The following is a 24,518-nucleotide window of genomic DNA, read 5'->3' on the forward strand; positions in this document are numbered from 1 at the left end:
CGCTTCGCCGCCCTGCCTATGCTCCGTGGCAGACTGCTTATTATTCTAATGACCCAAAGAGGTGATTTATGGATCGCATCGTTTCCTCCACGCGCGAAAGCTCGTTACTGAGCACGCACCGGGTATTGCGTAATACCTATTTCCTTCTCGGCCTGACTCTGGCGTTTTCTGCGCTTACAGCCACGCTGAGTACTCTGTACGCGCTGCCGGCGCCAGGTCTGATTCTGATGCTGGTCGGCTTTTATGGTCTGATGTTTCTGACCTACCGCCTGGCTAACAGCCCGGCCGGTATTCTGGCCGCGTTTGCGTTTACCGGCTTCCTCGGTTACTGCCTGGGGCCGATCCTTAGCAGCTTCATGTCTGCCGGTATGGGGGATGTCATCGCCCTGGCACTGGGCGGAACCGCACTGGTGTTCTTCTGCTGTTCGGCGTATGTGCTGACCACCCGTAAAGATATGTCGTTCCTGTCCGGCATGCTGATGGCCGGCTTCGTGGTGCTGCTGATTGCCGTAGTGGCTAATATTTTCCTGAACATCCCTGCCCTGCATATGGCGATCAGCGTGCTGTTTGTGCTGTTCTCGACCGGGGCGATCCTGTGGGAAACCAGCAACATCATTCACGGCGGCGAAACCAACTACATTCGCGCTACTGTCAGCCTGTATGTTTCGCTCTACAACATCTTTGTCAGCCTGTTGAGTCTGCTGGGTATGTCCCGCAGCAACTAAACACCATTGCAAGTAGTAACGAAGCCCCGCCATGCGGGGCTTTATTTTTGCTGGTGCAAAAGTTTGATAAACTGACCGCTGGTTTAATATGACGAGGCAAGAAAGTGCAGTTTGAAGGCAAAGAGATTGCGCGCGATGCGCAGGGATACCTGATGTCCCCTGCCGCGTGGAGTGAAGAACTGGCCGCATTGCTGGCGGCAGAAGAGGAGATTACCCTCAGCGAAGCCCACTGGGAGGTCGTTCACTTTGTACGGGCATTTTATCTGGAGTTCAACACGTCTCCGGCCGTCAGGATGCTGGTGAAAGCCATGGCACAAAAATACGGTGAGGAGAAAGGAAACAGCCGGTATCTGTTCCGGCTGTTTCCAAAAGGCCCGGCCAAACAGGCTACGAAAATAGCGGGTCTGCCCAAACCGGCAAAGTGCCTGTAAGGTCAGACTGTGGCGAAACCCTGCGGAAGATGGGCAGGATGATGGGGTTCAGCAAGGACTTTATCCACCCGGGCGCTGCGTGGCCCTCCGGCTTTTAACCATGCCAGCAGGGCCTCAACCTGCCGGGCCTCGCCACAGGCCAGGACTTCGACACTGCCATCATCAAGATTTTTTGCGTAACCCTGAATCCCCAACTCTCTCGCCTCGCGCTGCGTACTGTAGCGGAAGCCGACGCCCTGAACGAGCCCATGAACCCACGCACGAATACAGATGATGGCCATTTTTCCTCCTGAGACTAACACCGTTTGCATTTTTGCAGTCCGCACCGGACAATATCGCCTGATTCTCTGAGTGTAAGCATAGCAAAATATGACTGTTCGATTGATTCTTGCCAAAGGACGTGAAAAGTCCTTACTTCGTCGCCATCCGTGGGTGTTTTCCGGGGCGGTTGCCCGCATAGAGGGCAAAGCCCAGTCGGGTGAAACGATTGATGTCTGTGACAGCCACGGTAAATGGCTGGCGCGTGCCGCCTGGTCGCCCGAGTCACAGATCCGTGCTCGCGTCTGGAGCTGGCAGCAGGATGAGTCGATTGACATCGACTTTTTCGTGCGCCGCCTGCGCGCTGCCCAGCAGCTTCGTGACTGGCTGGCACAGCGTGATAACCTTGACAGCTACCGCATCATTGCCGGTGAGTCAGACGGCCTGCCCGGCGTAACCATTGATCGGTTCAGCAACTTCCTGGTCTTGCAGCTGCTCTCTGCGGGTGCTGAGTATCAGCGAGCCCCGCTGATTACCGCGCTGCAGATCTGCTACCCTGACTGTGCCATCTATGACCGCTCTGATGTCAGCGTACGCAAAAAAGAGGGTCTGGAACTGACCCAGGGCGTGGTGCTTGGCGAGACGCCGCCGGCGCTGCTGCCGATTACCGAACACGGCATGAAACTGCTGGTGGATATTCAGACCGGACACAAAACGGGCTACTATCTGGATCAGCGTGACAGCCGCCTGGCTACCCGCCGTTATGCGGAAGGCCGTCGCGTTCTGAACTGCTTCTCCTACACCGGTGGTTTTGCGGTATCGGCACTGATGGGCAACTGCAGCGAAGTGATCAGCGTGGATACGTCGCAGGCTGCGCTGGACGTGGCTCGTCAGAACGTTGAGCTGAACGGTCTCGATGTCAGTAAAGCGACATTCCTGCGCGATGACGTCTTTAAACTGCTCCGCCGCTATCGGGAAGAGGGCGAAAAATTCGATCTGATCATTATGGATCCGCCGAAATTCGTTGAGAATAAAAACCAGCTGATGGGTGCCTGTCGCGGCTATAAAGATATTAACATGCTGGCCATGCAGCTGCTGAATCCGGGCGGGATGCTGATGACCTTCTCCTGCTCCGGCCTGATGCCCACCGACCTGTTCCAGAAAATCATTGCAGATGCGGCTCTTGATGCTCAGCGTGACGTACAGTTTATTGAACAATTCCGTCAGGCGGCCGATCACCCGGTGATCGCCAGCTACCCGGAAGGAATGTATCTGAAAGGGTTCGCCTGCCGCGTTCTGTGACTTGAAATTGTGATGTCTGCCTCCATATAGTTAACAGGGCACCGTTTCTCAGGAGGTTATGATGATTGCCAGCAAATACGGAATCGGACAACAGGTACGCCATCAGCTTCTCGGTTTTCTCGGCGTTATCGTTGATGTTGACCCGGAATACTCGTTAACTGAACCGGCGATTGATCAGGTCGATGGCGGCGAAACCCTGCGCGCCGCCCCCTGGTATCACGTGGTGATGGAAGATGAGGACGGTCGTACCGTCCAGACTTATCTGGCAGAGGCGCAGATCTCGTGGGAGTTACCCGGCGAGCATCCTGAACAGCCTTCTCTGGATGAACTGGCGGCATCAATTCGTCAGCAGCTCCAGGCTCCCCGCCTGAGGCACTAAAAAAACCCCGCTTACGCGGGGTTTTTTATGACTTCTCCAGTCCGAGTCGCGGTATTTCAATCTTCGGGCAGCGATCCATAACCACTTTCAGCCCCGCCTCAGCGGCCAGAACCGCCGCCTGCTCGTTAATGACCCCAATCTGTAGCCACAGCGATTTTGCGCCTACAGCTATTGCTTCCTGCGCAACGCCCCAGGCAGCTGCGGCATTGCGGAAAACATCGACCATATCGATGGGATGGGGGATATCACTCAGGCTGGCATAGACCGTCTGCCCAAGCAGCGTCTGTCCTGCCAGTTTCGGGCTGACCGGCGTCACCTGATACCCCTGCGAAAGCAGGTAAGCCATCACGCCATAGCTTGGTCTCGCCGGATTGTCGCTGGCCCCGACCAGCGCAATGGTTTTGGTGGTCGTCAGCACATCCGCGATAGTTTGATCACTCATTATTGCCTCCATTTGCCTTACTGGCTCTGCTGCCGTTAAGTGTGGCTTGTTTAACGCATTAAAAAATGCAACCTGTGCGATTCTCGATATATAGCACGAATAAGTATTTTTAAATGTTACTATGCTGCCATACTGAAAGACTTTGATACATTCAATCCGTTTTTACCCTTTGCCCTGCTGGAGAAACAATGAAGCTGAGTATGGTCATCGCCGGGATGCTGGTGATGCTGATTGCCAACCTCGCGCAGGCGACAACGCTAAAGCTCTCTACCGACATTGACCTGCTGGTACTGGACGGGCATAAAATTTCAGGCTCCCTGCTCAAAGGGGCCGATGGTCTTGAACTGGAACGGGGTGAGCATCAGCTGCTGTTTCGCGTAGAACGTACCGTCAGCAGCCATGCCAGAGGCCCCGTCAACTGGGTTTCACAGCCACAAATCGTCACGTTTTCCACCCGTACTCAGTCGGTCGTTATTCGCTTACCGGCCTTGCAGACCCTGCGTGATGGTACCCATTTTGATAAAAACCCCCGGTTTACGCTGGTAGATGAACACGGTGTGGAAGTCGACAGCAAGCGTGATGCGCTCCGCCCTCAGGCACAGGAAGATCTGGAGCAGGCGATGGTGCAGTATAATCTTGATAATAAAGTGGCGTCGGTGCCGCGTTTTGCACAGCCGATGCGCCGCAACGTGCAGGCGGGCAACGTCCTGCAGGACAATGCCATCAGCCAGCATCCGGCGGAGCGCATGCTGCGCCTGTGGTATCTGCAGGTCGACTCTGCCACCCGGCAGCGTTTTGTTATGTTAATGAATGCCCTGCATACCAGTTGATACCGGCTGAGATCCGGCGCTACACTCACTCCTCCGTTTACTTGTTCATTTTGCCCGCCCTAACGAGCCAGGATATTGAATGGATCAGACAACCCGCACGATAAAACCCCAGAAGCATATTGCCCTGGTGGCTCATGACCACTGCAAAAATGCCTTAATGCAGTGGGTAGAAATTAATAAAGAACAGTTGCAACACCACACGCTGTACGCCACCGGTACCACCGGTAACCTCGTACAGCGGGCGACTGGCTTGCCCGTCACCGCCATGCTGAGTGGCCCGATGGGCGGCGATCAGCAGGTCGGTGCGCTGATTTCGGAAGGGAAAATTGATGTCCTGATTTTCTTCTGGGATCCGTTGAATGCCGTACCACACGATCCCGACGTGAAAGCCCTGCTACGCCTGGCGACCGTATGGAATATCCCGGTGGCCACCAACCGCGCCACCGCTGACTTTATCATCCAGTCACCGCTGTTCGATCATCAGATTGACATACAGATCCCCGATTACGAGCGCTATCTGCAACAGCGCCTGAAATAATTCAGAGGCGGCTGCCCCGTCAGGGTTTACGTAACGCCGGTACGCCCTGACGGCTTAACTCCGCAACAAACACCGATGGCTTTGCACGATCGTAAAGCAGCCAGACCTGCTGCTTCGCACGTGTCATTGCGACATAAGCCAGCCTGCGCTCCTCAGCATTCGGGAAGTCTTCCGGTGCAGGTAACAAGGCTTCTTCAATCACCGACTCGCGTGACGCGGCAGGGAATCCCTCTTTTCCCTCGACCAGGCCAAGTAAAATCACATAATCTGCCTGCTGCCCTTTGCTGGCATGAATGGTCATAAAATCAATCTTCAGCTTCGGCCAGCGCGTTGCCGCTTTATCCAGCACGTTAGGACGCAGATGGTGGTAACGGGCCAGCAGCATAATCCGCTCACCGGACGCCGCATAACCGCTGAGTTTGTTTAACAGTGCTTCAAGCTGCTCTTCAGGCAGCAAAGAGATTGCTTTTTTCGTACCTTTACTCAGGCTGTTAAGCGGTTTTTTCAGCTGATGTGGATTGCTCTGAACAAAGGTATTCGCAATTTCGCCAATACGCTGGTTAAAGCGATAGGTGGTATCCAGTACGCAGCGATCTCCTTCGCCAAAATGATGGTGGAAAGCCGTGGTCAGCGTCATCTCTGCCCCGCTAAAGCGATAAATAGCCTGCCAGTCATCCCCGACCGCAAACAGTGAGGTTTGGGTATTCTGCCGGCGGAGCGCCGCCAGCAGTGCCGCACGCTGCGGAGAGATATCCTGAAACTCATCGACCAGAATATGCTTCCAGGGGCTGATAAACCGCCCTTTATCAAGGAGGTTTACCGCCTGATGGATCAGTCCGGCGAAATCCACCGCCCCCTCTTCTTTCAGCGCCCCTTTCCACGCCTTCATCAGCGGGGCCATCAGTTTTACTCGCTTGCTGAACAGGTCACGCACCTCTTCCGGGGCGCTGTCTATCATCGCTGCCTGTGCCCCGCCGTGCGTCCGCATCAGCCCCAGCCAGCGTTCCAGACGACTGGCCATCCGTCGTGCCAGGCGTTCATCCTGCCAGAAACTGCCCTCTCCGGGCTCCCACCCGAGTTCGTCGGTCAGCCACTGTCTCCAGCCGTTGGCGTGGGCTTTTTTCTCATTACACTGCTGCCGCCACACGTCGATCAGCAATGCCTGCCGCGCGTCACGATCGGTTTCCAGTTTGCTGATGGTCGGCGCTTTATTACTGCCCTGCTGAATGATGTGCAGTGCCAGGGAGTGGAAGGTGCGTGCCTGAATGTCCTCCGTGTGCAGGCGCGCACGAATACGTTCATTCATTTCAGCTGCGGCCTCGCGCCCAAAGGCCAGTAACAGGATCTGAGCGGCGCTGGCCTGCCTGCGCATCATCAGCCACCCTGCCCGGGCGACCAGCACCGACGTTTTACCACTGCCCGCACCGGCCAGAACCAGTACGGCATCTTCACCGTTCACCACGGCACGCGCCTGTGAGGTATTCAGCGGCGACGTTTCAACCTGGTTAAAAAAATCCGCATGCTGTTCCAGCATGCGGCCGGTCCATTCATTATTACGCTGAACACGTCGGGCGTCGCTGTGGCTGAGCCACTGTTGACAGTAGAGGTAGGGATCGCGGCAGTTTTCAAACTCAACGAGGCGCTGAACCGGTAGCGGGACGGCATCGAAAGATTTGTTAATAGCCTGCTGCCACAGGGCGATATCGCTGCGTTTCAGCCACTTATCCTGCTGTTCTGCTTCACGGATCTGCTGCTGCTGCGCCACCAGAACGCTGGCCGACACCTCACTCATTTCCGTGCTCCAGCGAGTCCACTCCTGGCTGAGGTAATGATAGAAGCGTTGCGTTTCACTCCATTCGGTACCGTGCAGGCGTACCACCTTTTCATCAGGCAGTGTGAATTCCAGCTCACCCCAGACCAGGCCGCGTTTACACCTGATTGCCAGCAGTTGATTAAAAGGGATCAGATACTCATGCTTTTCGCCGCTGACTTCGACGCCTGCGGTTAACAACCGCACCCGATTGTAAGGATGTTGTGCCAGATGTTTACCCAACGATGTTGCTTTCAGTTCCATTACGGTGACCCTGGCTGCGGTTATTTTCATCATCAGACAGTTTAACTGGCTGTCGTGTACCGCTCCAGTGCTAAAACACGTTACAATCAAGGAATTGTCGGTTAATCACCGTTATCTGCCGTGGGGAAACGCGTTATGCGCACTGTGTTAAATGTTCTTAATTTTGTCCTGGGGGGGTTCCTGACGACCTTCTCCTGGCTGGTGGCCACCCTGTTGAGCATTATTTTTATTTTCACCCTGCCCCTGACCCGCTCATGCTGGGAAATTACCCGACTGTCCCTGTTCCCCTATGGCAATGAAGCCGTCCACGTAGATGAGCTGAATCCTGCCGGGAAAAGTGCGCTGTTAAACTCGGGCGGGACGTTACTCAATATTTTCTGGCTGGTGCTGTTCGGCTGGTGGCTTTGCGTCATGCACATTATGGCGGGGATAACCCAATGCCTGACCATCATTGGCATTCCGGTAGGGATCGCCAACTTTAAAATTGCCGCGATTGCACTGTGGCCTGTCGGTCGCCGGGTGGTTTCCGTTGAAGTCGCACAGGCGGCTCGTGAAGCCAATGCGCGCGCGCGCTTTCGCTAAAACGTCATCATGAGCAAAATTCTTATCGGCAGTCTGCGCCGGCACGCCTTGAACAGCGCGTGGCTCTATAATATTCGCATTACGCTCGCACTCGCCGGGACCACCGCCGTACCCTGGTGGCTGGATCAGATCACCTGGACCATCCCCCTGACGCTGGGTGTGGTCGCCGCTGCGCTGGCTGACCTTGATGACCGCCTGAGCGGGCGACTGCGAAACCTGCTGATCACTTTGATCTGCTTTTGTATTGCCTCCGTTTCTGTTGAACTGCTGTTCCCGCATCCCTGGCTGTTTGTCGCCGGGCTGGCAGTTTCCAGTTGGGGCTTTATTCTGCTGGGATCGCTGGGCCCGCGCTATGCCACTATCGCCTTTGGCGCTTTGCTGATAGCGATTTACACCATGCTGGGCATTAATCTTTTCCCGCAGTGGTACCTTCAGCCTGCGCTGCTGCTGCTGGGAGCCGTGTGGTATAACCTGCTGACCCTGTCAGGCCATCTGCTGTTCCCTATCCGGCCACTGCAGGAGAATATTGCACGCTGCTTTGCCGCGCTTGCCCGCTATCTGGAAGCCAAGGCCAGCCTGTTTGATCCGGATATTGAAGGAGACGACCACCAGACGCTGGTGGATGTCGCTATGGCAAATAGTCAGCTGGTTGCCCTGCTTAATCAGGCTAAGGCCTCCATCCAGTCGCGTCTGCGCGGCGACAGGGGCCAGCGTGGTACACAACGCACCCTGCACTACTATTTTGTGGCCCAGGATATTCATGAACGGGCCAGTTCCTCCCACGTGCAGTACCATGCACTGCGTAAAGCATGGGGAGAGAGCGACATCCTGTTTCGTTTCCAGCGTCTGCTTTCGTTGCAGGCACAAGCCTGCCATCGCCTTTCGCGCGCGATCCTGCTGCGTGAACCCTATCAGCATGACGCACGTTTCGAACGGGTCTTTGTTAATCTGCACACTGCGCTGCAACGTATCAGCAGCCAACAGCCGGACAGCCCGGAAATTAACGCCATGTCATACCTGCTCAACAATCTGAAAGCGATTGACGCCCAACTGGCGACGATCGAGTCGGAGCAGGCACTGGCAGAAAGAAGCTCACAACACGATCAAACGCTGTCCAGTGAGGGTCTGACGGGCTGGAGCGATGTCCGCCTGCGCCTCAGCCGTCATCTCAGCCCTGAGTCTGCGCTGTTTCGTCATGCGGTCAGGATGTCACTGCTGCTGTGCACCGGTTACGCTTTTATCCAGGTGACCGGCCTGCAGCATGGTTACTGGATCCTGCTCACCAGTCTGTTTGTCTGCCAGCCAAACTACAGCGCCACGCGCCGCAGGCTGGCCTTGCGTATTATCGGTACGCTGGCGGGTATTGTGCTCGGACTGCCGCTACTCTGGCTGGTGCCTTCCATTGAAGGTCAGCTGATACTGATTGTGGTTACCGGGGTACTTTTCTTTGCGTTCCGTAATGTCCAGTACGCCCATGCCACGATGTTTATTACGCTGCTGGTGCTGCTCTGCTTCAACCTTCTGGGTGAAGGCTTTGAAGTCGCCCTGCCACGCATAATTGATACGCTTATCGGCTGTGGCATTGCCTGGCTGGCGGTGGCATTTATCTGGCCTGACTGGCGCTTCCGCCAGCTTCCTGCCGTTGCGGAACGCACATTGAATGCAAACTGCAGGTATCTGGATGCGATTCTGGTGCAGTATCACCAGGGGAAAGATAACCGACTGGATTATCGTATCGCCCGCCGTGACGCCCACAACGGTGACGCTGAACTGGCCTCGGTTGTTTCTAATCTCTCAGTTGAAAATAAATCCGATCAGACCCTGAGAGAGGCAGCATTCCGGCTTCTATGCCTTAACCATTCCTTCCTGAGTTATATTTCAGCGCTTGGAGCACACCGGGAAAAACTGGACAGCGATGCCATGCTGCAGCTGCTGGATGATGCTGCCTGTTACGTTGACGATGTACTGCACGTGGACATTGTCGATGAGGAAAAAGCCCGGCGTATGATGGACAGCCTGGCCTTGCGTATTCAGAACTACCGCGCGGATGCCAATACGAAAGAGCCACTGGTATTACAGCAGGTAGGATTACTGGTGGCTCTTTTACCCGAGATTACGCGCCTCAAAAAACAGATCCTGCTGCGCGGCTAATTCTGTTTGTGCCGTCTGTTTTGTTCCCGTTCCACGTTGTAGTGGAACCAGGCACGCAGCTCCTCTTTGACCTCCGGGGGGAGCGCAGCGTGATGGCGTCCGACAATCGCCCCGTGTAAGGCAAATAAAACGGGTAAACCGAGATTTTGATTACAGGAACGTATGAGGAGCCAGCTGCGTTTTGCCCCCTTCTGAATCAGCATGTCAACGGTAGTGATACCGACCTGCCGCAGTAACATCTCCATTCTTATCCCCAGATTGGGTAAATCTTTCAGCCGGCGGTTACGCTGACGCTCCTGCTGCTGACGCCTCGCTCCCTGCAGGCAGAGATGCGAGAGCGCCAGCAGTTGCTCGTCGTCAGACCACAGTGCTCCATCGACACGATAATAGTTCAGTTCTACCGGCACACCGCGCTTGTTCAGGCTTAACGGCTGCATTTTGCGTTCAACGATATAGGGCTGAACCTGTTCACAGGCCCGCAGATACATTTCGCCTTCAGCCACCACGGCAAATACCGTTTTTTCAACGGCCAGACAATAGCCACCAAACTGCGTCCTGGACTGAACGTCACCCAGCGGAGCCAGCCGCTCTTTTGCTTCTGCTATTTTACGCTTTGAATTATCCATATTCTCCCCTGCTACTATTACAGAATTAACTCATTGTACCGACGTAAACCACATCACAGAAAATAGGCAATCCTGATTACAGGTTCAATGAATATATCAACATTCCGTGGATAACATTGCATTTTTGCGAGGCATTACGAAAAACATCACTTCTCAGGCTGAGTCAAATCCTGTCATTTATTATGCTGGCCAATCGCATTCAGATGACCAGCCAGCATGACACTTAATCGATTGATTAATTTAAAAAACAAAAATTAACATAAATAAATCAAATGAACATAATGATCAATATGTTATATCAAAATACTCTATTATCATTCGTATGCCATGAAATACCGCACTGATGTCTGACTGCACTGACTAACGCGGTTTTCTGTTAAGAAGCGTTAAATAAATCGTCACTGTCCTGGTCGTTACATAAAACTTAACCGATCGTATAATTTTATTACTTCATCACCTGCGGAATATACCTCATTGGGGAGGGGCATCTGCCCCCAGGCGTGCCGGCGTTATAAAAAGAGTGACATCCGTTGTTAATACACACAGTTCCGACTACGGGTTTAAATTAGCCTGACGAATCATGACGAATCTGAAGGCATAGTAATCGTCACAACGTACTGGCTCACCTGAGAGAAACAATGAAAGTGAACGAAAAAATTATCACGCTATTCTTCCTGCTTCTCGCTATGGCCTCTGTTGCGCAGGGCCAGGAAGCGACACTGGCAGAACACAGTCTTATCCACCACAGAAGTTTCAACAGCCATTCAGGCCTTGCTGATACGGCAGAAAATCCTGACGAACATCGGGAAGAATCCTTCGCCCGCAAACATCATCTCACCCACTGAACAGGCTGGTCGGGTGAAAGAACTGCAAAGGATCGCCGCAGAAAGAGCACGTGGCGGGCGCTGAACCGTTCAGGTGCGTAGCAATGGGAGAACAAGATTAAGGTTGATCTTTGCTCACTGCGACTATACTGTATATCCATACAGTCAACTGGTGAGCGAAGACATTATGCGTACTCATTCTCTGAAATCTCAATCTGTTCGTCGTAGTCTGCACGCTACTACGCCAGCCCCTGCGGCGTCCCCATGTGCTAACGGCCTGATCAGCGAACTGATCTACAGTGAGAATCAACCTGATATGACTCAATTGCTGCTGTTGCCCCTGCTGCAGCAACTGGGAACGCAGTCTCGCTGGCAGCTTTGGCTTACCCCACAGCAAAAATTGAGCCGTGACTGGTTACAGCGTGTCGGGTTGCCGCTGGATAAAGTGATGCAGTCTTCTCACTCCAGCGCAATCACGACGGTAGAGGCAATGATCAAAGCGTTGCAGACGGGTAACTACAGTGTGGTTTTGGGATGGCTGGAAGAAGACGTGTCAGAAAATGACCGGATGAGATTGCAGGAAGCGGCCAGTTCAGGCCAGGCGTTAGGACTCATTATGCGTACTGAAAGCAGTATTTATCCTTCAACCAGACCATTAAATGGCCTAAGAATTCACTCAACTTTGTATCATTAAGTAAAAATGAGATTTTTCTCAGCCTTTTTCTCTCACAGAGCCAAGATAACCGCCTGATTATGTTATGACGCGGCGGGACAATGGGTTAGCTGCGTTCTCAGACCCCATTTGAGGCAAAGAATTCACCCTGAAATGTTAAAAATTGTGTATGAAAGCCTGTTTTTTTGCTGACCATCGTCACATCATACTTGTAAGTTTGCTGGTACGTTGTAGACTTTAGCTCGCCAGGGTGCTCAATAACCTCCATTTTTTGGAAGAGTCATAATCGAGCTTCATAACCCGGCGAAGGATTAAACCAAAGAGCTAAATTAAAGCTCATTGCCTATTTGGATGATAACGAGGCGCAAAAATGAAAAAGACAGCTATCGCAATTGCAGTGGCACTGGCTGGCTTCGCTACCGTAGCGCAGGCCGCTCCTAAAGATGACACCTGGTATACCGGTGCTAAACTGGGCTGGTCTCAGTACCACGACAAAGGTTACTACGGTAACGGTTACCAAGATAACGATGGTCCATCGCATGAAAGCCAGCTTGGTGCTGGTGCGTTCGGTGGTTACCAGGCTAACCAGTACCTGGGCTTCGAGCTGGGTTACGACTGGTTAGGCCGTATGCCTAACAAAGGCAACAATGTAAACGGTGCTTTCAAAGCACAGGGCGTTCAGCTGGCAGCTAAATTAAGCTACCCAGTAATGGATGACCTGGACGTTTATACCCGTCTGGGCGGTATGGTATGGCGTGCAGACTCCACCCAGAACGCTAACGGCACTCGCATCAGCGACCACGACACCGGTGTTTCTCCACTGGCCGCGGTTGGTGTTGAATATGCAGTGACCAAAAACTGGGCAACCCGTCTGGACTACCAGTGGGTTAACAACATCGGTGACGCAGGTACCGTTGGTGCACGTCCTGATAACTCAATGCTGAGTGTTGGCGTTTCCTACCGTTTCGGTCAGGATGATGCAGTAGCACCAGTTGTTGCTCCAGCTCCGGCTCCAGCTCCAGTTGTTGAAACCAAGCGTTTCACCCTGAAGTCTGACGTTCTGTTCAACTTCAACAAAGCAACGTTGAAGCCAGAAGGTCAGCAGGCACTGGATCAGCTGTACACTCAGCTGAGCAACCTGGATCCGAAAGATGGCTCTGTTGTCGTGCTGGGTTACACCGACCGTATCGGTTCCGAGCAGTACAACCAGAAACTGTCTGAAAAACGCGCTCAGTCTGTAGTAGACTACCTCGTGTCTAAAGGCATCCCTTCTAACAAGATCTCTGCACGTGGCGAGGGTAAATCTAACCCTGTTACCGGCAGCACCTGTGACAGCGTGAAAGGCCGTAATGCCCTGATCGACTGCCTGGCGCCAGACCGTCGCGTAGAAATCGAAGTTAAAGGCATCAAAGACGTTGTAACTCAGCCACAGGCTTAAGTTATCTCGTTAAAAAAAACCCCGCTTCGGCGGGGTTTTTTATTGTCTGAAGAGAACGAATCAATCAGAACCTGTCCTGAATAAACGGCGTTATTCGGGCTTACCCAAAATGGCTTTCAGATCCTGCTTCAGTGACGACATCTGGCTGGCGTACTGCTCTTTACGTTCGGCATCTTCAATGAGCTGTACGATGGTTTCGGACAAGGTGCTGTTACGACGCTGGGCGAGGCCCGCCAGGCGCTGCCATACCAGATATTCTAAATCGATCGACTTTTTTCGCGTGTGCTGGTGTTCAGCATTGAAATGACGCTTGCGGCGTGCACGGATTGTCTGCTTCATGCGGTTTTCCAGCGCCGGATTGATGTGCAGGCTAATCCATTTCAATACCTCTACCGGTCGGTTCTCCATCACGAGCAATTCATCGACGGCAGCCTGCGCTGCGCTTAACTCAATGTAACGCGTTATCAGTTCACCTTCGCGGTGCTTTTTAACCAGGTATTTCCATTTCCATCCGCTTTCAAGATTTTCCAGCTGCTGATATTTCATCGGAATCTCATGCTGACCACATAACAGGTTAAGAATAACAGCTTTTTTTCATCAGGCTGTAAACAAAACAGGAACACTCATCGTAATGTTAACGCAAGCGACGCAGATGTGCATGTCTGCTGTGCTTAACAGGCTGAAATATTGTATAATGCCGCTTTTATTCATTCAGAAAAATACGATAACTTTGACCAACAACCGATTAGAGTGGCGCGCCCTGCAGCCCGATACAGAACGCTTTCAGCATCTCCTCTCGCAGGCACCAGCTTCCGAAACAGAATGCTTTGCATCCGTGCAGGCACGTCTGTTTAACGGGCTGAACCTGTTACTGCAAACGCCGGCTAAAGTCCCGCTCATGCTGGTCAAAAGTCCCGAAAGCGCGGAATACCTTGCCCTGCTGCAAAACATTCTCTCCGCCATCGCTGGCGAAGAAGATCCCACCGCGCTTTATGGGGGTCACTATGATATCAGTGACCATGCAATTAGCTGGCGTCCGGCACAGAGCGCTGCGGATAATTTCGCCAGCGAAGGGGGAATTCATCAGGCTGAATGGATCGAAGCAGAGCAGCTTTTTGGCTGCGTGCGCGTCCATCAGTCGAGGATCACCCTGTCCCCGGGACTGGTACACCGTGCCAATGGCGGAGTGCTGATCCTCTCCTTGCGTGCGCTGATGGCACAGCCTTTACTCTGGCTGCGTTTGAAACAGATCATGGTGAACCAGCGTTTTGACTGGTATTCGCCGGATGAAACCCGCCCTCTTCCTCTGGCTGTCCCTTCCATGCCGATGGCGTTTCGCCTGGTGCTGATTGGCGAGCGCGATGTGCTGGCTGATTTACAGGAGATGGAGCCTGAACTGGCCGCACTGTCACTGTACAGCGAGTTTGAAGATAATATCCAACTGGTCGATGAGGAAGAGTTTATTCACTGGATACAGTGGGTGAAGAATGTAGCTGTCAGCCTGGAATATCCGGTTCCTGATGTCGATTTCTGGCCGGTACTGATCCGTGAGGCTGCACGCTATACAGGCGATCAGGATACGCTGCCCCTGGATCCTCAGTGGCTGGGCCGGCAACTTCAGGATGCTGCGCTCTACAGTGAAGATGAACGTATTTCAGCACAGAATCTGCAGGATGCCCTCAGCACTCGCGAATGGCGCGAAGGCTTCCTGCCGGAACGTATTCGCGATGAAATTCTGCTCGATCAGATCCTGATCGAAACAGAAGGGGAAATGATCGGCCAGATCAATGCGCTGTCCGTTATGGAATTCCCTGGCCACCCGCGTGCTTTTGGCGAACCCTCCCGTATCAGCTGCGTCGTCCACGCCGGTGACGGTGAGTTTATGGACGTGGAGCGCAAGGCCGAGCTGGGCGGAAATATTCATGCAAAAGGCATGATGATTATGCAGGCCTGGCTGATTGCTGAACTGGAACTTGAGCAGCAGCTGCCATTTTCTGCCTCGCTGGTTTTCGAGCAGTCCTATTCCGAAGTCGATGGTGACAGCGCCTCGCTGGCAGAACTGTGTGCTCTGATAAGCGCCCTCGCCTCACAGCCCATCAATCAGCAGCTGGCGGTCACCGGCTCTGTCGATCAGTTTGGTCGCGTGCAGCCGGTCGGCGGCCTGAATGAAAAAATTGAAGGCTTCTTCAATGTCTGTCAGCAGCGCACGTTAACCGGTTCTCAGGGGGTGATCATCCCTGCAGCGAACGTACGCCATCTCTCCCTGCAACAGGACGTTGTGGATGCCGTGCGGGAAGGTAAATTCCACCTCTGGGCCGTGTCGAGCGTCGATGAGGCGCTGCCTCTGCTAACCGGTATGGAGTGGGATAAAGAAACCGGCGCCTGCCTGCACCGTTCGATTCAGGAGCGGATTGCTCAGATGCTCCATCCGGATGCACGTCATCGCCCGTGGCCCCTGCGCTGGTTAAACTGGTTTACTCCAGGCTGATCGGACTTGTCCGGCGTACACGTGTAAGCTAAACTCCGTGCTTCATTAAAATAAGGCTTATTGAGACTATGGTAGATAAACGCGAATCCTATACAAAAGAAGACCTGATTGCCTCTGGTCGCGGTGAATTATTTGGCGCAGAAGGCCCGCCATTGCCAGCCGGCAATATGTTGATGATGGACCGGGTGGTTAAGATGACCGAAGACGGCGGTAACTACGGGAAAGGATTCGTTGAAGCGGAACTGGATATCAATCCGGATCTGTGGTTCTTCGGCTGTCATTTTATCAATGACCCGGTCATGCCTGGCTGCCTCGGCCTTGACGCCATGTGGCAGCTGGTCGGCTTCTACCTTGGCTGGTTGGGTGCCGAAGGTAAAGGTCGCGCACTGGGCGTAGGTGAAGTGAAGTTCACCGGGCAGGTTCTGCCAACGGCGAAGAAAGTGTCCTACCGCATTCACTTCAAACGCGTTATTAACCGTAAACTGGTGATGGGCGTGGCAGATGGTGAAGTGCTGGTCGATGGTAACGTGATTTATACCGCTACCGACCTGAAAGTGGGCCTGTTTAAAGACACCACCGCATTCTAATCCTTTTAACCTGATTCGTTCACATGAAGGACTGTGTTTCTGAGGCGTGAACGATAACAGTTTAAATGAAAACCTCCGCAGCAGCGGAGGTCTTTCCTTCTCAATAACAGGCCGCTACGCGGTAACTGACCTGTCCTCCATGGCTTGTCGCCAACCTCCCAACCAGTGAGATCGAGCATCGAGCATTTGATACGGACACATCTCTTTTGAGCGTCCTGTAATGCCTGCGTGATAACCCCGTGACTGCGCCCGATCAAGGCGATCTCGTTTCTGTCTCTTCATGCCGCGTTTCCCTCATTTTGTCTGGTGGAATCTGGTGGAAAGAAAACAGTGGTTACGTTTCGTGCAACCACGCTTCAGTTTTACCGCGACTTTGAATAAAGATCAACGCGCAAATTTAATGCGACTGTCATCATGCTGTCCCACTGGCGGGGCCGGAAAATGACGGTAGCTGAAGCTAAATCTATCGCACCCTGCTGATTTACATAAAAAAAGCCTTTGATGCGGCAGAAGTGGGGCTCTGCAACTATCAAAGGCTTAGTGCGTTAGTTAATTTTTACTTATTGTTCGCGAATAATCGCATTAGCGACCTGTCCCGCAATTTGCTGCCATCCTTTAGCCAGCGTTCTTATTAACCCGTCGTAACCATCTTCACTTTGCGGTAACGACAGCGAGAACGGCTGTTTCTGCAGTTTGCCGTTATGTTCGAGAATCCACTCGCCGCTGATAATGGCATGACCATCATAACGGCCATGGAAACCGGTCACGGTCACATTCAGCGTATCGTGCGTCTGGCCGAGAGGCGACGAGGAGATCAGCGCCGCGGGCAGGCTGGTGCTCAGATTGGTCACCAGCGTCTGCTGCAACTGCTGATCCAGTGGACTCGCCCACTGGTTATTGGCGGCAATGACGTACTGAACATCATTGCTCTGGTACACCACGCCATTCCCGGCCAGATAGTCTGGCACAGAGACACGTTCCACCCAGACCGGTGTACTCACCGTCTTACTGCTGGCGACGAGCGTTTTGTCCGCCGCTGGCAGCTGATAATAAACAGTTTCAGGGCTACTACTGCAGGCACTGAGTCCCAGTGCCAGCACAACGGGTATCCATTTCATCATTGTTTTGCCCTCTTCGGCTGTGGGTCCTGACCGGGTTTCGCTTCAAAGACCAGCGCATTGCTCTTGCTGTTAAGCGTTTTCAATACGGGCTGCAATTCACGCAGGACCTGATCGAGACGCTGCATATCACCCACCATCTTATTGTAAGCCGGGGAGCCAGGCTGGAAGCCTTTCATGCTTCGGTTCAGCTCACGCAGCGTGCTTTGCATATCTGCAGGCAGCTCTTTCATCGACTGACTCGAGGTGATCTGATTAAGATTATCCAGAGTTTTCTGCATTTCGCGCAGCGTACGCTGGCTCTCTTTCAGCGTCCCTGTTGCTTCATTCAGCAGCGGATTGAGTGGCAGGCTGTTAATCTTATCCAGCGACTCCATCAGTTTCTGCTGGATCTGCGCCAGGCCGCCCGTCATCGTCGGGATCAGCGCATAGTCAGCAAAAGTTGACGGTCCCGTCACCGGTTTGGCATTGCTGTAGAAGTCGAGATCAACATACAGCGACCCCGTCAGCAGGTTAGCGGACTTCAGTGAGGCTCGTAATCCATGAGTTATGCCGTCTTTCAGATGCTGCTCAAAGTTAAAGTCATTGCCCAACTGTTTCTGGAAACGATCCGGTTCAATGCGGATCAGCACCGGTATCCGGTAATCATTGTTCAGGCGTTGAGCCATGCCAGGCATGGTAAACGGCACTTCAGCAACGGTACCCAGACGAATGCCACGGAACTCCACCGGCGCGCCTTTCTGCAGGCCACGGATGGAATCATTGAAGAACAGGAGGAAGTCTTTGTGTACGCTGTAGAGGGAATCCTGGATGCTGCGCTGGTCGTTAAACAGCCGGTATTCCGCCTTGTTTTGCGCCAAATCGCCGCGCTCCCACCCTTCAGGAACATCAAAGCTGACACCCCCGCTAAACAGCGTGGTCAGTGAACCCATCTCAACACGCATTCCGGAGGCAGACATGTCGACAGCAATCCCGCTATCCTTCCAGAAGCGAACGTTACTGGTGATCAGGCGATCGTATGGCGCAGCAATAAACAGCTGATAAGTCATCATACGTTTATCTGCGTCAAAGGCGCTGGTTTCAACGGTTCCGACGCGATATCCACGAAACAGTACCGGATCGCCCGCGTTCAGCTGTCCGGCCTTTTCACTGTCCAGCGTAATACGGATACCCTTTGCATCAGGTGGTGCCAGCGGCGGCGCATCCAGCAGTTGGTACTGTCCGGCTTTTTCGCCTTTTGAGCCAGGCTGCAGCTCAATATAGGCACCCGAGAGAAGCGTTCCCAATCCGGTGACCCCTTCACGGCCAATGGCCGGTTTTACCACCCAGAAGGCACTGTCTTCGCGCAGCAGTTTTTCCATGCCAGCATTGAGGCGTGCTTTGATCTCAACATGATGCAGATCGTCCGTCAGCACGGCGCTCTCCACCACACCAACATCAACGCTGCGGCTTTTAATGGTGGTTTTACCGCCCACAATCCCTTCCGCGTTGGTGGTGATTAACGTCACCAGCGGCCCCTGATGGCTGAAGTGGTAAAACAAAATCCATGCACCGATCAACACGGTGACGATGGGAATGATCCACACCGGCGACCAGCGTTTAATCTTATCTACCGTGGCTACGCCGTGGTTATTGTCCGTCACTTTTCAGGCTCCTCAGTACTCTTTTCTTGTATCCGATCCCAGGTAAGACGCGGGTCAAAGGTCATGGCAGCAAACATCGTCAGGATAACCACCAGGGCAAACAGCACCGCGCCGTTAGCAGGATAAATACTCATTAATTGGCCCATGCGCACCAGCGCCGACAGGACGGCGATAACAAAGACGTCAATCATTGACCAGCGCCCGACGAACTCAACCACTTCATAAATCTTGTGCATTCTGTCGCTGTCATACCGGTTGTTGTCCCGGCCGTTGGCGTGCCAGCAAAGCCAGCCTATCGCCAGCATTTTCAGCGAGGGAACCATAATACTGGCGATAAAAATCACCAGCGCTACCGGATAGGACCCATCACCCCACAGGATGATCACCCCCGCCATGATGGTGGAGTTCATTTTGTTCCCCAATGCCTCGGTAACCATAATTGGCATGACGTTGGCCGGGATATACAGCAGAATCGAGGTGATCAGTAAGGCCATCGTCCACTGTAAGCTGTGCCTGCGTCGCGCATGGCCATCAACGCCGCAGCGAGGGCATGCCAGCACATCGCTGGCCAGCACCGCCGTACAGCAACGACAGGAGCGCAATCCCTGACGCAAACCACTAATCCCCGCCTGCGGGACTGCGGGTAGCGCGGGCAGTGGGGCAACCTGCAGCCACAACGTGCGACGGTCGATACATTGAAAGGCTCTGAGCTGTAAGACACAGAAAAGACACCAGGGGATAAAGCTGGTGCCAATACCAATATCGCCGTAAGCCATGAGTTTAACGAAACTCACCAGCACACCTGCGAGGAAGATTTCCGCCATCCCCCAGGTTTTTAGTTGGAATAACACCCGGGCCATGACGCGTTTCAGCCCCAGCGGCAGCCGGATATCATTGACCAGCAGCAGGATCATCAGCATACATAAGGCTGGCACCCCCTGCACAAACAGCAAAAACAGGGTCGCCAGACTGCTGTAGTCATCGGAAACCATTACCTGCGGTATCTTTGCCAGGGTAATTTCGCTGCTCAGTCCGGCAACCTGCATATTGACGAAAGGAAACAGGTTCGCCAGTAGCAGCATAAAGAGCGCTGCCAGCGCATAAGCCGTTGGCCGCTTGCGCGGCTCAACCCAGTTAGACTGAAGTGTGGTATGACAGCGCGGGCAGCTTGCTCTGCTCCCCGGGCTGATATCTGGCAACTGGGTCATCAGATCACACTGCGGACAGAGCATCCATTGATGCGCATGGTGCGACGAACACATACCTGACCCTCGGTAATGTCAGAACAGCAGAATCAGGCGCCGTTACTTAACGACTCAAGATATTCCCAACGCTCGAAAGCGACTTCCAGCTCCTGTTCAGCCAGAGCAAGTGAGTCCAGCACGGGCTGAGTTACATCATGCGGCTGATTGAAGAAGTTAGCATCGGCAACCTGTGCCTGATAGGCCTCCAGGCGGCCTTCCAGCTCTTCCATTTTCTTCGGCAGCTGCTCCAGCTCCCGCTGCAAATTGTAGCTTAACTTAGCAGCCGGTTTTTTAGCCGTTTCACTTTTTGTGTTGTCCTGGCGTGGCTGCGTCGATGCACTGGTCTTTGCCGCCAGACGATTTTGTTTAAACGCGCTGCGCTGCAGCTGGGCATCGTGATAGCCGCCCACGAATGCCCCGATGTCGCCGTTGCCTTCGAAGATCCAGCATTCTGTTACGGTGTTATCGACGAACTGACGATCGTGACTTACCAGCAGAACCGTACCCTGATATCCGTCCACCAGCTCTTCAAGCAGTTCCAGCGTTTCCACATCAAGGTCGTTGGTCGGTTCATCGAGGATCAGCAGGTTACTCGGCTTGAGGAACAGACGCGCCAGCAGCAGGCGGTTACGCTCACCGCCGGACAGCGCCCGCACCGGTGTCATCGCCCGTTTCGGATGGAACAGGAACTCCTGCAGGTAACCCAGCACGTGGCGTGGCTTACCGTTCACCATCACTTCCTGTTTGCCTTCCGCCAGGTTATCCATGACCGTGCGGTCCGGATCCAGATCGGCGCGGTGCTGATCGAAGTAGGCGACTTCCAGCTTAGTACCGATATGCACGCGGCCGCTGTCCGGTTTCAGCTGATCCAGCATCAGCTTCAGCATGGTGGTTTTACCGCAGCCGTTAGAGCCAATCAACGCAATTTTATCCCCACGCTGGACCTGACGGGAGAAATTACGTACCAGCTGTTTACCACCCACGGAGTAGTCAACGTTTTCCAGCTCAAAGACAATCTTGCCGGAACGGGAGGCCTCTTCGACCTGCATATTGGCTTTGCCCATCACTTCACGGCGATCGGAACGTTCGCGACGCAGCGCTTTCAGCGCGCGCACACGCCCTTCATTACGCGTGCGGCGGGCTTTGATCCCCTGACGGATCCACACTTCTTCCTGCGCCAGCTTGCGGTCGAATTCGGCATTCTGCATCTCTTCCACGCGCAGTGCTTCTTCTTTACTGGTCAGATACAGGTCGTAGTCGCCCGGCCAGGACACCAGCTTGCCGCGGTCAAGGTCAACAATACGCGTTGCCATGTTGCGGATAAACGAACGGTCATGCGAGATGAAGATAATGCTGCCCTGGAACGTTTTCAGGAACGTTTCCAGCCAGTCGATAGTTTCGATATCCAGGTGGTTCGTCGGCTCATCCAGCATCAGTACTTTCGGGTTACTGACCAGCGCACGGCCGAGGGCCGCTTTACGTAGCCAGCCGCCGGATAATGAGGAGAGGTCCGCTTCCCCATCCAGGCCGATCTGTTGCAGCACATCGTGAATACGGCTTTCCAGCTGCCACAGGTTCTGGTGGTCAAGAATGCCCTGCAGGCGCGCCATCTCATTGAGGTTCTTGTCACTCGGATCTTCCATGACTTTATGAGAGATGGCGTGATAGGCCTTGAGATGCTCGGCCTGCTCTTCCACACCTTCGGCAACGAAGTCATACACCGACCCCTGCACGTTACGCGGGGGATCCTGCTGGAGGCGCGCTACCACCAGATCCTGTTCGTAAATGATGCGTCCGTCATCAAGTGGCTGCTCGCGGTTAATGATTTTCATCAGGGTGGATTTACCCGCCCCGTTACGGCCAACCAGACAGACACGCTCGTTTTCTTCGATGTGCAGTTCAGTGTTATCCAACAGCGGCGCGTCGCTGAATGAGAGCCAGGCGCCATGAATACTGATTAATGACATAAAAACTTATTCCTTACCGGCGTGAACGATCAGCCAGCAGTTGTGAATTTGACGGTTACGGGCGAAATCCTGTGACTGGGTTTTCGCGGTGATTTCAGTTGCAGCCAGGCCAAGCGCTTCCAGTCCGGCCAGATCCATTTTGAAACCGCGTTTGTTATTCGAGAACATAACGGTGCCGCCTTGACGCAGGATACGCTTGAGATCTTTCATCAGATCGAGATGATCGCGCTGAACGTCAAAGCTTTCCTCCATTCGCTTGGAGTTAGAGAACGTCGGCGGATCGATAAAGATCAGGTCAAACTGTTCATCGGCATCGCGCAGCCAGCTCAGGCAGTCAGCCTGCATCAGGCGGTGCTGACGCCCGGACAGACCGTTAAGGCGCATATTGCGCTCTGCCCACTCCAGATAAGTACGTGACATATCAATAGTAGTGGTGCTGCGCGCGCCGCCGAGCCCGGCATGCACGCTGGCGCTGCCGGTATAAGCAAACAGGTTCAGGAAATCTTTTCCGCGGCTCATCTGCCCGAGCATCTTACGGGCGACACGGTGATCGAGGAACAGGCCGGTATCAAGATAGTCCGTCAGATTAACCCATAACTTAGCGTTAAACTCACTCACCTCGAAGAAATCGCCCTTTTCGCCCAGTTTTTGATACTGGCTTTTCCCTTTCTGCTTTTCGCGGGTCTTCAGTACCAGGCGATTGGCGGGCAGTTCCAGCACGCTCAGGGTCGCGGCAATGACATCAAACAGGCGCTGACGGGCTTTTGCCGGCTCAATGGTTTTCGGTGCCGCATACTCCTGCACGACCACCCAGTCACCGTAACGGTCTACCGCCACGTTATAATCCGGGAGGTCGGCATCATACACGCGATAACACTCGATACCCTCCTGACGCGCCCACTTATCCAGCTTCTTACAATTTTTACGCAGGCGGTTAGCATAATCCTCCGCCAACTGGCCGGCCGACGCCCCGCCTGGGTTCTCTGCCAACTGATAGTTTTTCTGTACACAGTCGAGTGGACCGTTTTTCGCTTTAAACTGGCGATCGGCACGCAGCTGCAGACAGCTCAGCAACTCGGGCGAGGCACTGAACAGTGACAGGTTCCAGCCACCGAAGTGCGTTTTCATAATACGCCCCAGCTGGCTGTGCAGCGCGATCAGTGCGGGTTCACTGTCCAGTCGCTCCCCATAGGGTGGGTTACTCAGCACGGTCCCCGTCTCACCCTGCGGCAGGGGATTGGTCAGCTTCAGCACATCCTGGGCAGTCAACGTAATCAGATCGGTCAGCCCGGCGTTGCGGACGTTGGCACGTGCGCGCTCGATGACGCGTGAATCATTATCATACCCGTAGAAACGTGAGGTGGTTTCAGACAACCCCTTCGCCGCACGTTCGTGCGCTTCGCGGGTGATATCGCTCCACAGCGGCTGATTAAAGCGGCTCCAGCCGGTAAAGCCCCAGTGTTTACGCTGCAAGCCCGGCGCACGATCGCTGGCGATCATCGCGGCTTCAATCAGTAACGTCCCGGACCCACACATCGGGTCGACCAGCGGCGTGCCTGCCTGCCAGCCGGAACGCTGCACGATAGCCGCAGCCAGATTCTCTTTCAACGGTGCCTGTCCGGTCTGCTGACGATAGCCGCGCTGATGCAGGCCATCGCCGCTGAGATCGAGGGCAATGCTGGCGGTGTCTTTATTCAGCCAGACATTGACGCGGATATCCGCCTGTTCACGATCGACATTCGGGCGCGGCAGGTTTTTACGGGTAAAGCTGTCGACGATTGCATCCTTCACTTTCAGTGCGCCGTACTGGCTGTTTCGGATCACCTCATTCAGGCCGCTGAAATGCACCACAAAGGTTTGATCACTGCCAAACATGGCAGGCCAGTCAATCGCCTGTACCCCAAGATAGAGGTCGAGGTCGCTGTAGACACCGCATTCCGTTAACGGCAGCAGAATACGTGAAGCCAGACGGCTCCACATCAGACTCTGGTACATCAGACGATCGTCACCCTGGTAATGTACGCCGCCCTGGACCACCTGGCAGCCTTGCGCTCCCAGGGCTTCCAGTTCACTTTTTAACAGCTCTTCGAGCCCACGCGCCGTACTGGCAAACAGAGAATTCATAGCGTCACTTATCGTCATCAGAAAATTGCTGCGCATTATAGCTAATCATGGCGGCATGTCATAAAGTTAGCGCT

24 protein-coding genes are annotated in these 24,518 nt (G+C 53.9%); 13 read left to right on the forward strand and 11 right to left on the reverse strand.

All coding sequences use genetic code 11. The features are described from left to right. Positions 1-68: 68 nt before the first annotated feature. A complete protein-coding gene (gene yccA / locus IFU29_RS06760; RefSeq protein WP_191933253.1) occupies positions 69-725 on the forward strand; it encodes an FtsH protease modulator YccA in 657 nt (218 codons plus the stop codon). A gap of 104 nt (positions 726-829) precedes the next feature. Next, positions 830-1,156, forward strand: a complete 327-nt coding sequence (locus IFU29_RS06765) for a TusE/DsrC/DsvC family sulfur relay protein (protein WP_191933254.1) — start codon at positions 830-832, stop codon at positions 1,154-1,156. 2 nt (positions 1,157-1,158) lie between these two features. Here the strand turns inward: IFU29_RS06765 and yccX are convergent, their stop codons facing one another. After that, the gene (yccX, locus tag IFU29_RS06770; protein ID WP_191933255.1) at positions 1,159-1,437 is read right to left on the reverse strand and encodes an acylphosphatase; all 279 of its coding nucleotides are present in this window, start codon (positions 1,435-1,437) and stop codon (positions 1,159-1,161) included. 88 nt (positions 1,438-1,525) lie between these two features. Between yccX and rlmI the strand changes: the two genes are divergently transcribed. Together rlmI and hspQ are read left to right on the forward strand one after the other, a co-directional pair. After that, positions 1,526-2,716 (forward strand): 23S rRNA (cytosine(1962)-C(5))-methyltransferase RlmI, encoded by a 1,191-nt coding sequence (rlmI, locus tag IFU29_RS06775; protein ID WP_191933256.1) that lies wholly within the window; start codon positions 1,526-1,528, stop codon positions 2,714-2,716. A 61-nt stretch (positions 2,717-2,777) separates the two neighbouring features. After that, positions 2,778-3,095, forward strand: coding sequence for a heat shock protein HspQ (hspQ, locus tag IFU29_RS06780; RefSeq protein ID WP_191933649.1), 318 nt, complete (start codon positions 2,778-2,780; stop codon positions 3,093-3,095). 25 nt (positions 3,096-3,120) lie between these two features. Here the strand turns inward: hspQ and IFU29_RS06785 are convergent, their stop codons facing one another. Continuing rightward, positions 3,121-3,537: a CoA-binding protein gene (locus IFU29_RS06785; protein ID WP_191933257.1), complete on the reverse strand. Its 417-nt coding sequence runs from the start codon at positions 3,535-3,537 to the stop codon at positions 3,121-3,123. Positions 3,538-3,725: 188 nt separating this feature from the next. Here IFU29_RS06785 and IFU29_RS06790 point away from each other — a divergent pair, with 188 nt between their 5' ends. Together IFU29_RS06790 and IFU29_RS06795 are read left to right on the forward strand one after the other, a co-directional pair. Further along, positions 3,726-4,367, forward strand: coding sequence for a DUF2057 family protein (locus IFU29_RS06790; protein WP_191933258.1), 642 nt, complete (start codon positions 3,726-3,728; stop codon positions 4,365-4,367). A 79-nt stretch (positions 4,368-4,446) separates the two neighbouring features. After that, complete coding sequence (locus IFU29_RS06795) at positions 4,447-4,905, forward strand: methylglyoxal synthase (RefSeq protein ID WP_191933259.1); 459 nt, start codon at positions 4,447-4,449, stop codon at positions 4,903-4,905. A 19-nt stretch (positions 4,906-4,924) separates the two neighbouring features. Here the strand turns inward: IFU29_RS06795 and helD are convergent, their stop codons facing one another. After that, complete coding sequence (gene helD, locus IFU29_RS06800) at positions 4,925-6,979, reverse strand: DNA helicase IV (RefSeq protein WP_191933260.1); 2,055 nt, start codon at positions 6,977-6,979, stop codon at positions 4,925-4,927. A 135-nt stretch (positions 6,980-7,114) separates the two neighbouring features. On the opposite strand from helD, the gene IFU29_RS06805 reads away from it, so the two are divergent. Then, on the forward strand, positions 7,115-7,561 hold the full coding sequence (locus IFU29_RS06805) for a YccF domain-containing protein (RefSeq protein ID WP_062743832.1): 447 nt from the start codon (positions 7,115-7,117) through the stop codon (positions 7,559-7,561). A gap of 9 nt (positions 7,562-7,570) precedes the next feature. Next, positions 7,571-9,712: a YccS family putative transporter gene (gene yccS / locus IFU29_RS06810; RefSeq protein WP_191933261.1), complete on the forward strand. Its 2,142-nt coding sequence runs from the start codon at positions 7,571-7,573 to the stop codon at positions 9,710-9,712. Here the strand turns inward: yccS and IFU29_RS06815 are convergent. Next, positions 9,709-10,338, reverse strand: a complete 630-nt coding sequence (locus IFU29_RS06815) for a TfoX/Sxy family DNA transformation protein (RefSeq protein WP_191933262.1) — start codon at positions 10,336-10,338, stop codon at positions 9,709-9,711. The genes yccS and IFU29_RS06815 overlap by 4 nt on opposite strands. A gap of 638 nt (positions 10,339-10,976) precedes the next feature. Here IFU29_RS06815 and IFU29_RS06820 point away from each other — a divergent pair. The 3 genes from IFU29_RS06820 to ompA all read left to right on the forward strand — a co-directional run bounded on the left by IFU29_RS06820 (position 10,977) and on the right by ompA (position 13,273). Beyond that, positions 10,977-11,183: a hypothetical protein gene (locus IFU29_RS06820; RefSeq protein ID WP_191933263.1), complete on the forward strand. Its 207-nt coding sequence runs from the start codon at positions 10,977-10,979 to the stop codon at positions 11,181-11,183. A gap of 166 nt (positions 11,184-11,349) precedes the next feature. Then, complete coding sequence (gene sulA / locus IFU29_RS06825) at positions 11,350-11,856, forward strand: SOS-induced cell division inhibitor SulA (protein ID WP_191933264.1); 507 nt, start codon at positions 11,350-11,352, stop codon at positions 11,854-11,856. Between the two features lie 349 nt (positions 11,857-12,205). Further along, complete coding sequence (gene ompA / locus IFU29_RS06830; RefSeq protein WP_062743837.1) at positions 12,206-13,273, forward strand: porin OmpA; 1,068 nt, start codon at positions 12,206-12,208, stop codon at positions 13,271-13,273. A gap of 90 nt (positions 13,274-13,363) precedes the next feature. On the opposite strand, the gene matP is transcribed toward ompA, so the two are convergent. Further along, positions 13,364-13,819 (reverse strand): macrodomain Ter protein MatP, encoded by a 456-nt coding sequence (gene matP / locus IFU29_RS06835; protein WP_191933265.1) that lies wholly within the window; start codon positions 13,817-13,819, stop codon positions 13,364-13,366. Positions 13,820-13,931: 112 nt separating this feature from the next. On the opposite strand from matP, the gene IFU29_RS06840 reads away from it, so the two are divergent. Further along, the gene (locus tag IFU29_RS06840; protein WP_191933650.1) at positions 13,932-15,761 is read left to right on the forward strand and encodes an AAA family ATPase; all 1,830 of its coding nucleotides are present in this window, start codon (positions 13,932-13,934) and stop codon (positions 15,759-15,761) included. Between the two features lie 68 nt (positions 15,762-15,829). After that, positions 15,830-16,348 (forward strand): bifunctional 3-hydroxydecanoyl-ACP dehydratase/trans-2-decenoyl-ACP isomerase, encoded by a 519-nt coding sequence (gene fabA, locus IFU29_RS06845; RefSeq protein ID WP_062743839.1) that lies wholly within the window; start codon positions 15,830-15,832, stop codon positions 16,346-16,348. Positions 16,349-16,462: 114 nt separating this feature from the next. Here the strand turns inward: fabA and rmf are convergent, their stop codons facing one another. The 6 genes from rmf to rlmKL all read right to left on the reverse strand — a co-directional run bounded on the left by rmf (position 16,463) and on the right by rlmKL (position 24,444). Next, positions 16,463-16,630, reverse strand: a complete 168-nt coding sequence (gene rmf / locus IFU29_RS06850; protein WP_072277417.1) for a ribosome modulation factor — start codon at positions 16,628-16,630, stop codon at positions 16,463-16,465. Between the two features lie 278 nt (positions 16,631-16,908). Beyond that, the gene (pqiC, locus tag IFU29_RS06855; protein ID WP_191933266.1) at positions 16,909-17,469 is read right to left on the reverse strand and encodes a membrane integrity-associated transporter subunit PqiC; all 561 of its coding nucleotides are present in this window, start codon (positions 17,467-17,469) and stop codon (positions 16,909-16,911) included. Next, the gene (gene pqiB / locus IFU29_RS06860) at positions 17,466-19,109 is read right to left on the reverse strand and encodes an intermembrane transport protein PqiB (protein ID WP_191933267.1); all 1,644 of its coding nucleotides are present in this window, start codon (positions 19,107-19,109) and stop codon (positions 17,466-17,468) included. The genes pqiC and pqiB overlap by 4 nt, the downstream gene beginning before the upstream one ends. Further along, positions 19,106-20,371, reverse strand: a complete 1,266-nt coding sequence (gene pqiA, locus IFU29_RS06865) for a membrane integrity-associated transporter subunit PqiA (RefSeq protein WP_191933268.1) — start codon at positions 20,369-20,371, stop codon at positions 19,106-19,108. Before pqiA ends, pqiB begins: the two co-directional genes overlap by 4 nt. 32 nt (positions 20,372-20,403) lie before the next feature. After that, positions 20,404-22,320 (reverse strand): ABC transporter ATP-binding protein, encoded by a 1,917-nt coding sequence (locus IFU29_RS06870; RefSeq protein WP_191933269.1) that lies wholly within the window; start codon positions 22,318-22,320, stop codon positions 20,404-20,406. A gap of 6 nt (positions 22,321-22,326) precedes the next feature. Then, the gene (rlmKL, locus tag IFU29_RS06875; protein ID WP_191933651.1) at positions 22,327-24,444 is read right to left on the reverse strand and encodes a bifunctional 23S rRNA (guanine(2069)-N(7))-methyltransferase RlmK/23S rRNA (guanine(2445)-N(2))-methyltransferase RlmL; all 2,118 of its coding nucleotides are present in this window, start codon (positions 24,442-24,444) and stop codon (positions 22,327-22,329) included. Positions 24,445-24,518: the final 74 nt, after the last annotated feature.

Origin of the sequence: Erwinia persicina, assembly GCF_014838825.1 — a bacterium.
Lineage (GTDB): Bacteria > Pseudomonadota > Gammaproteobacteria > Enterobacterales > Enterobacteriaceae > Erwinia > Erwinia persicina_A.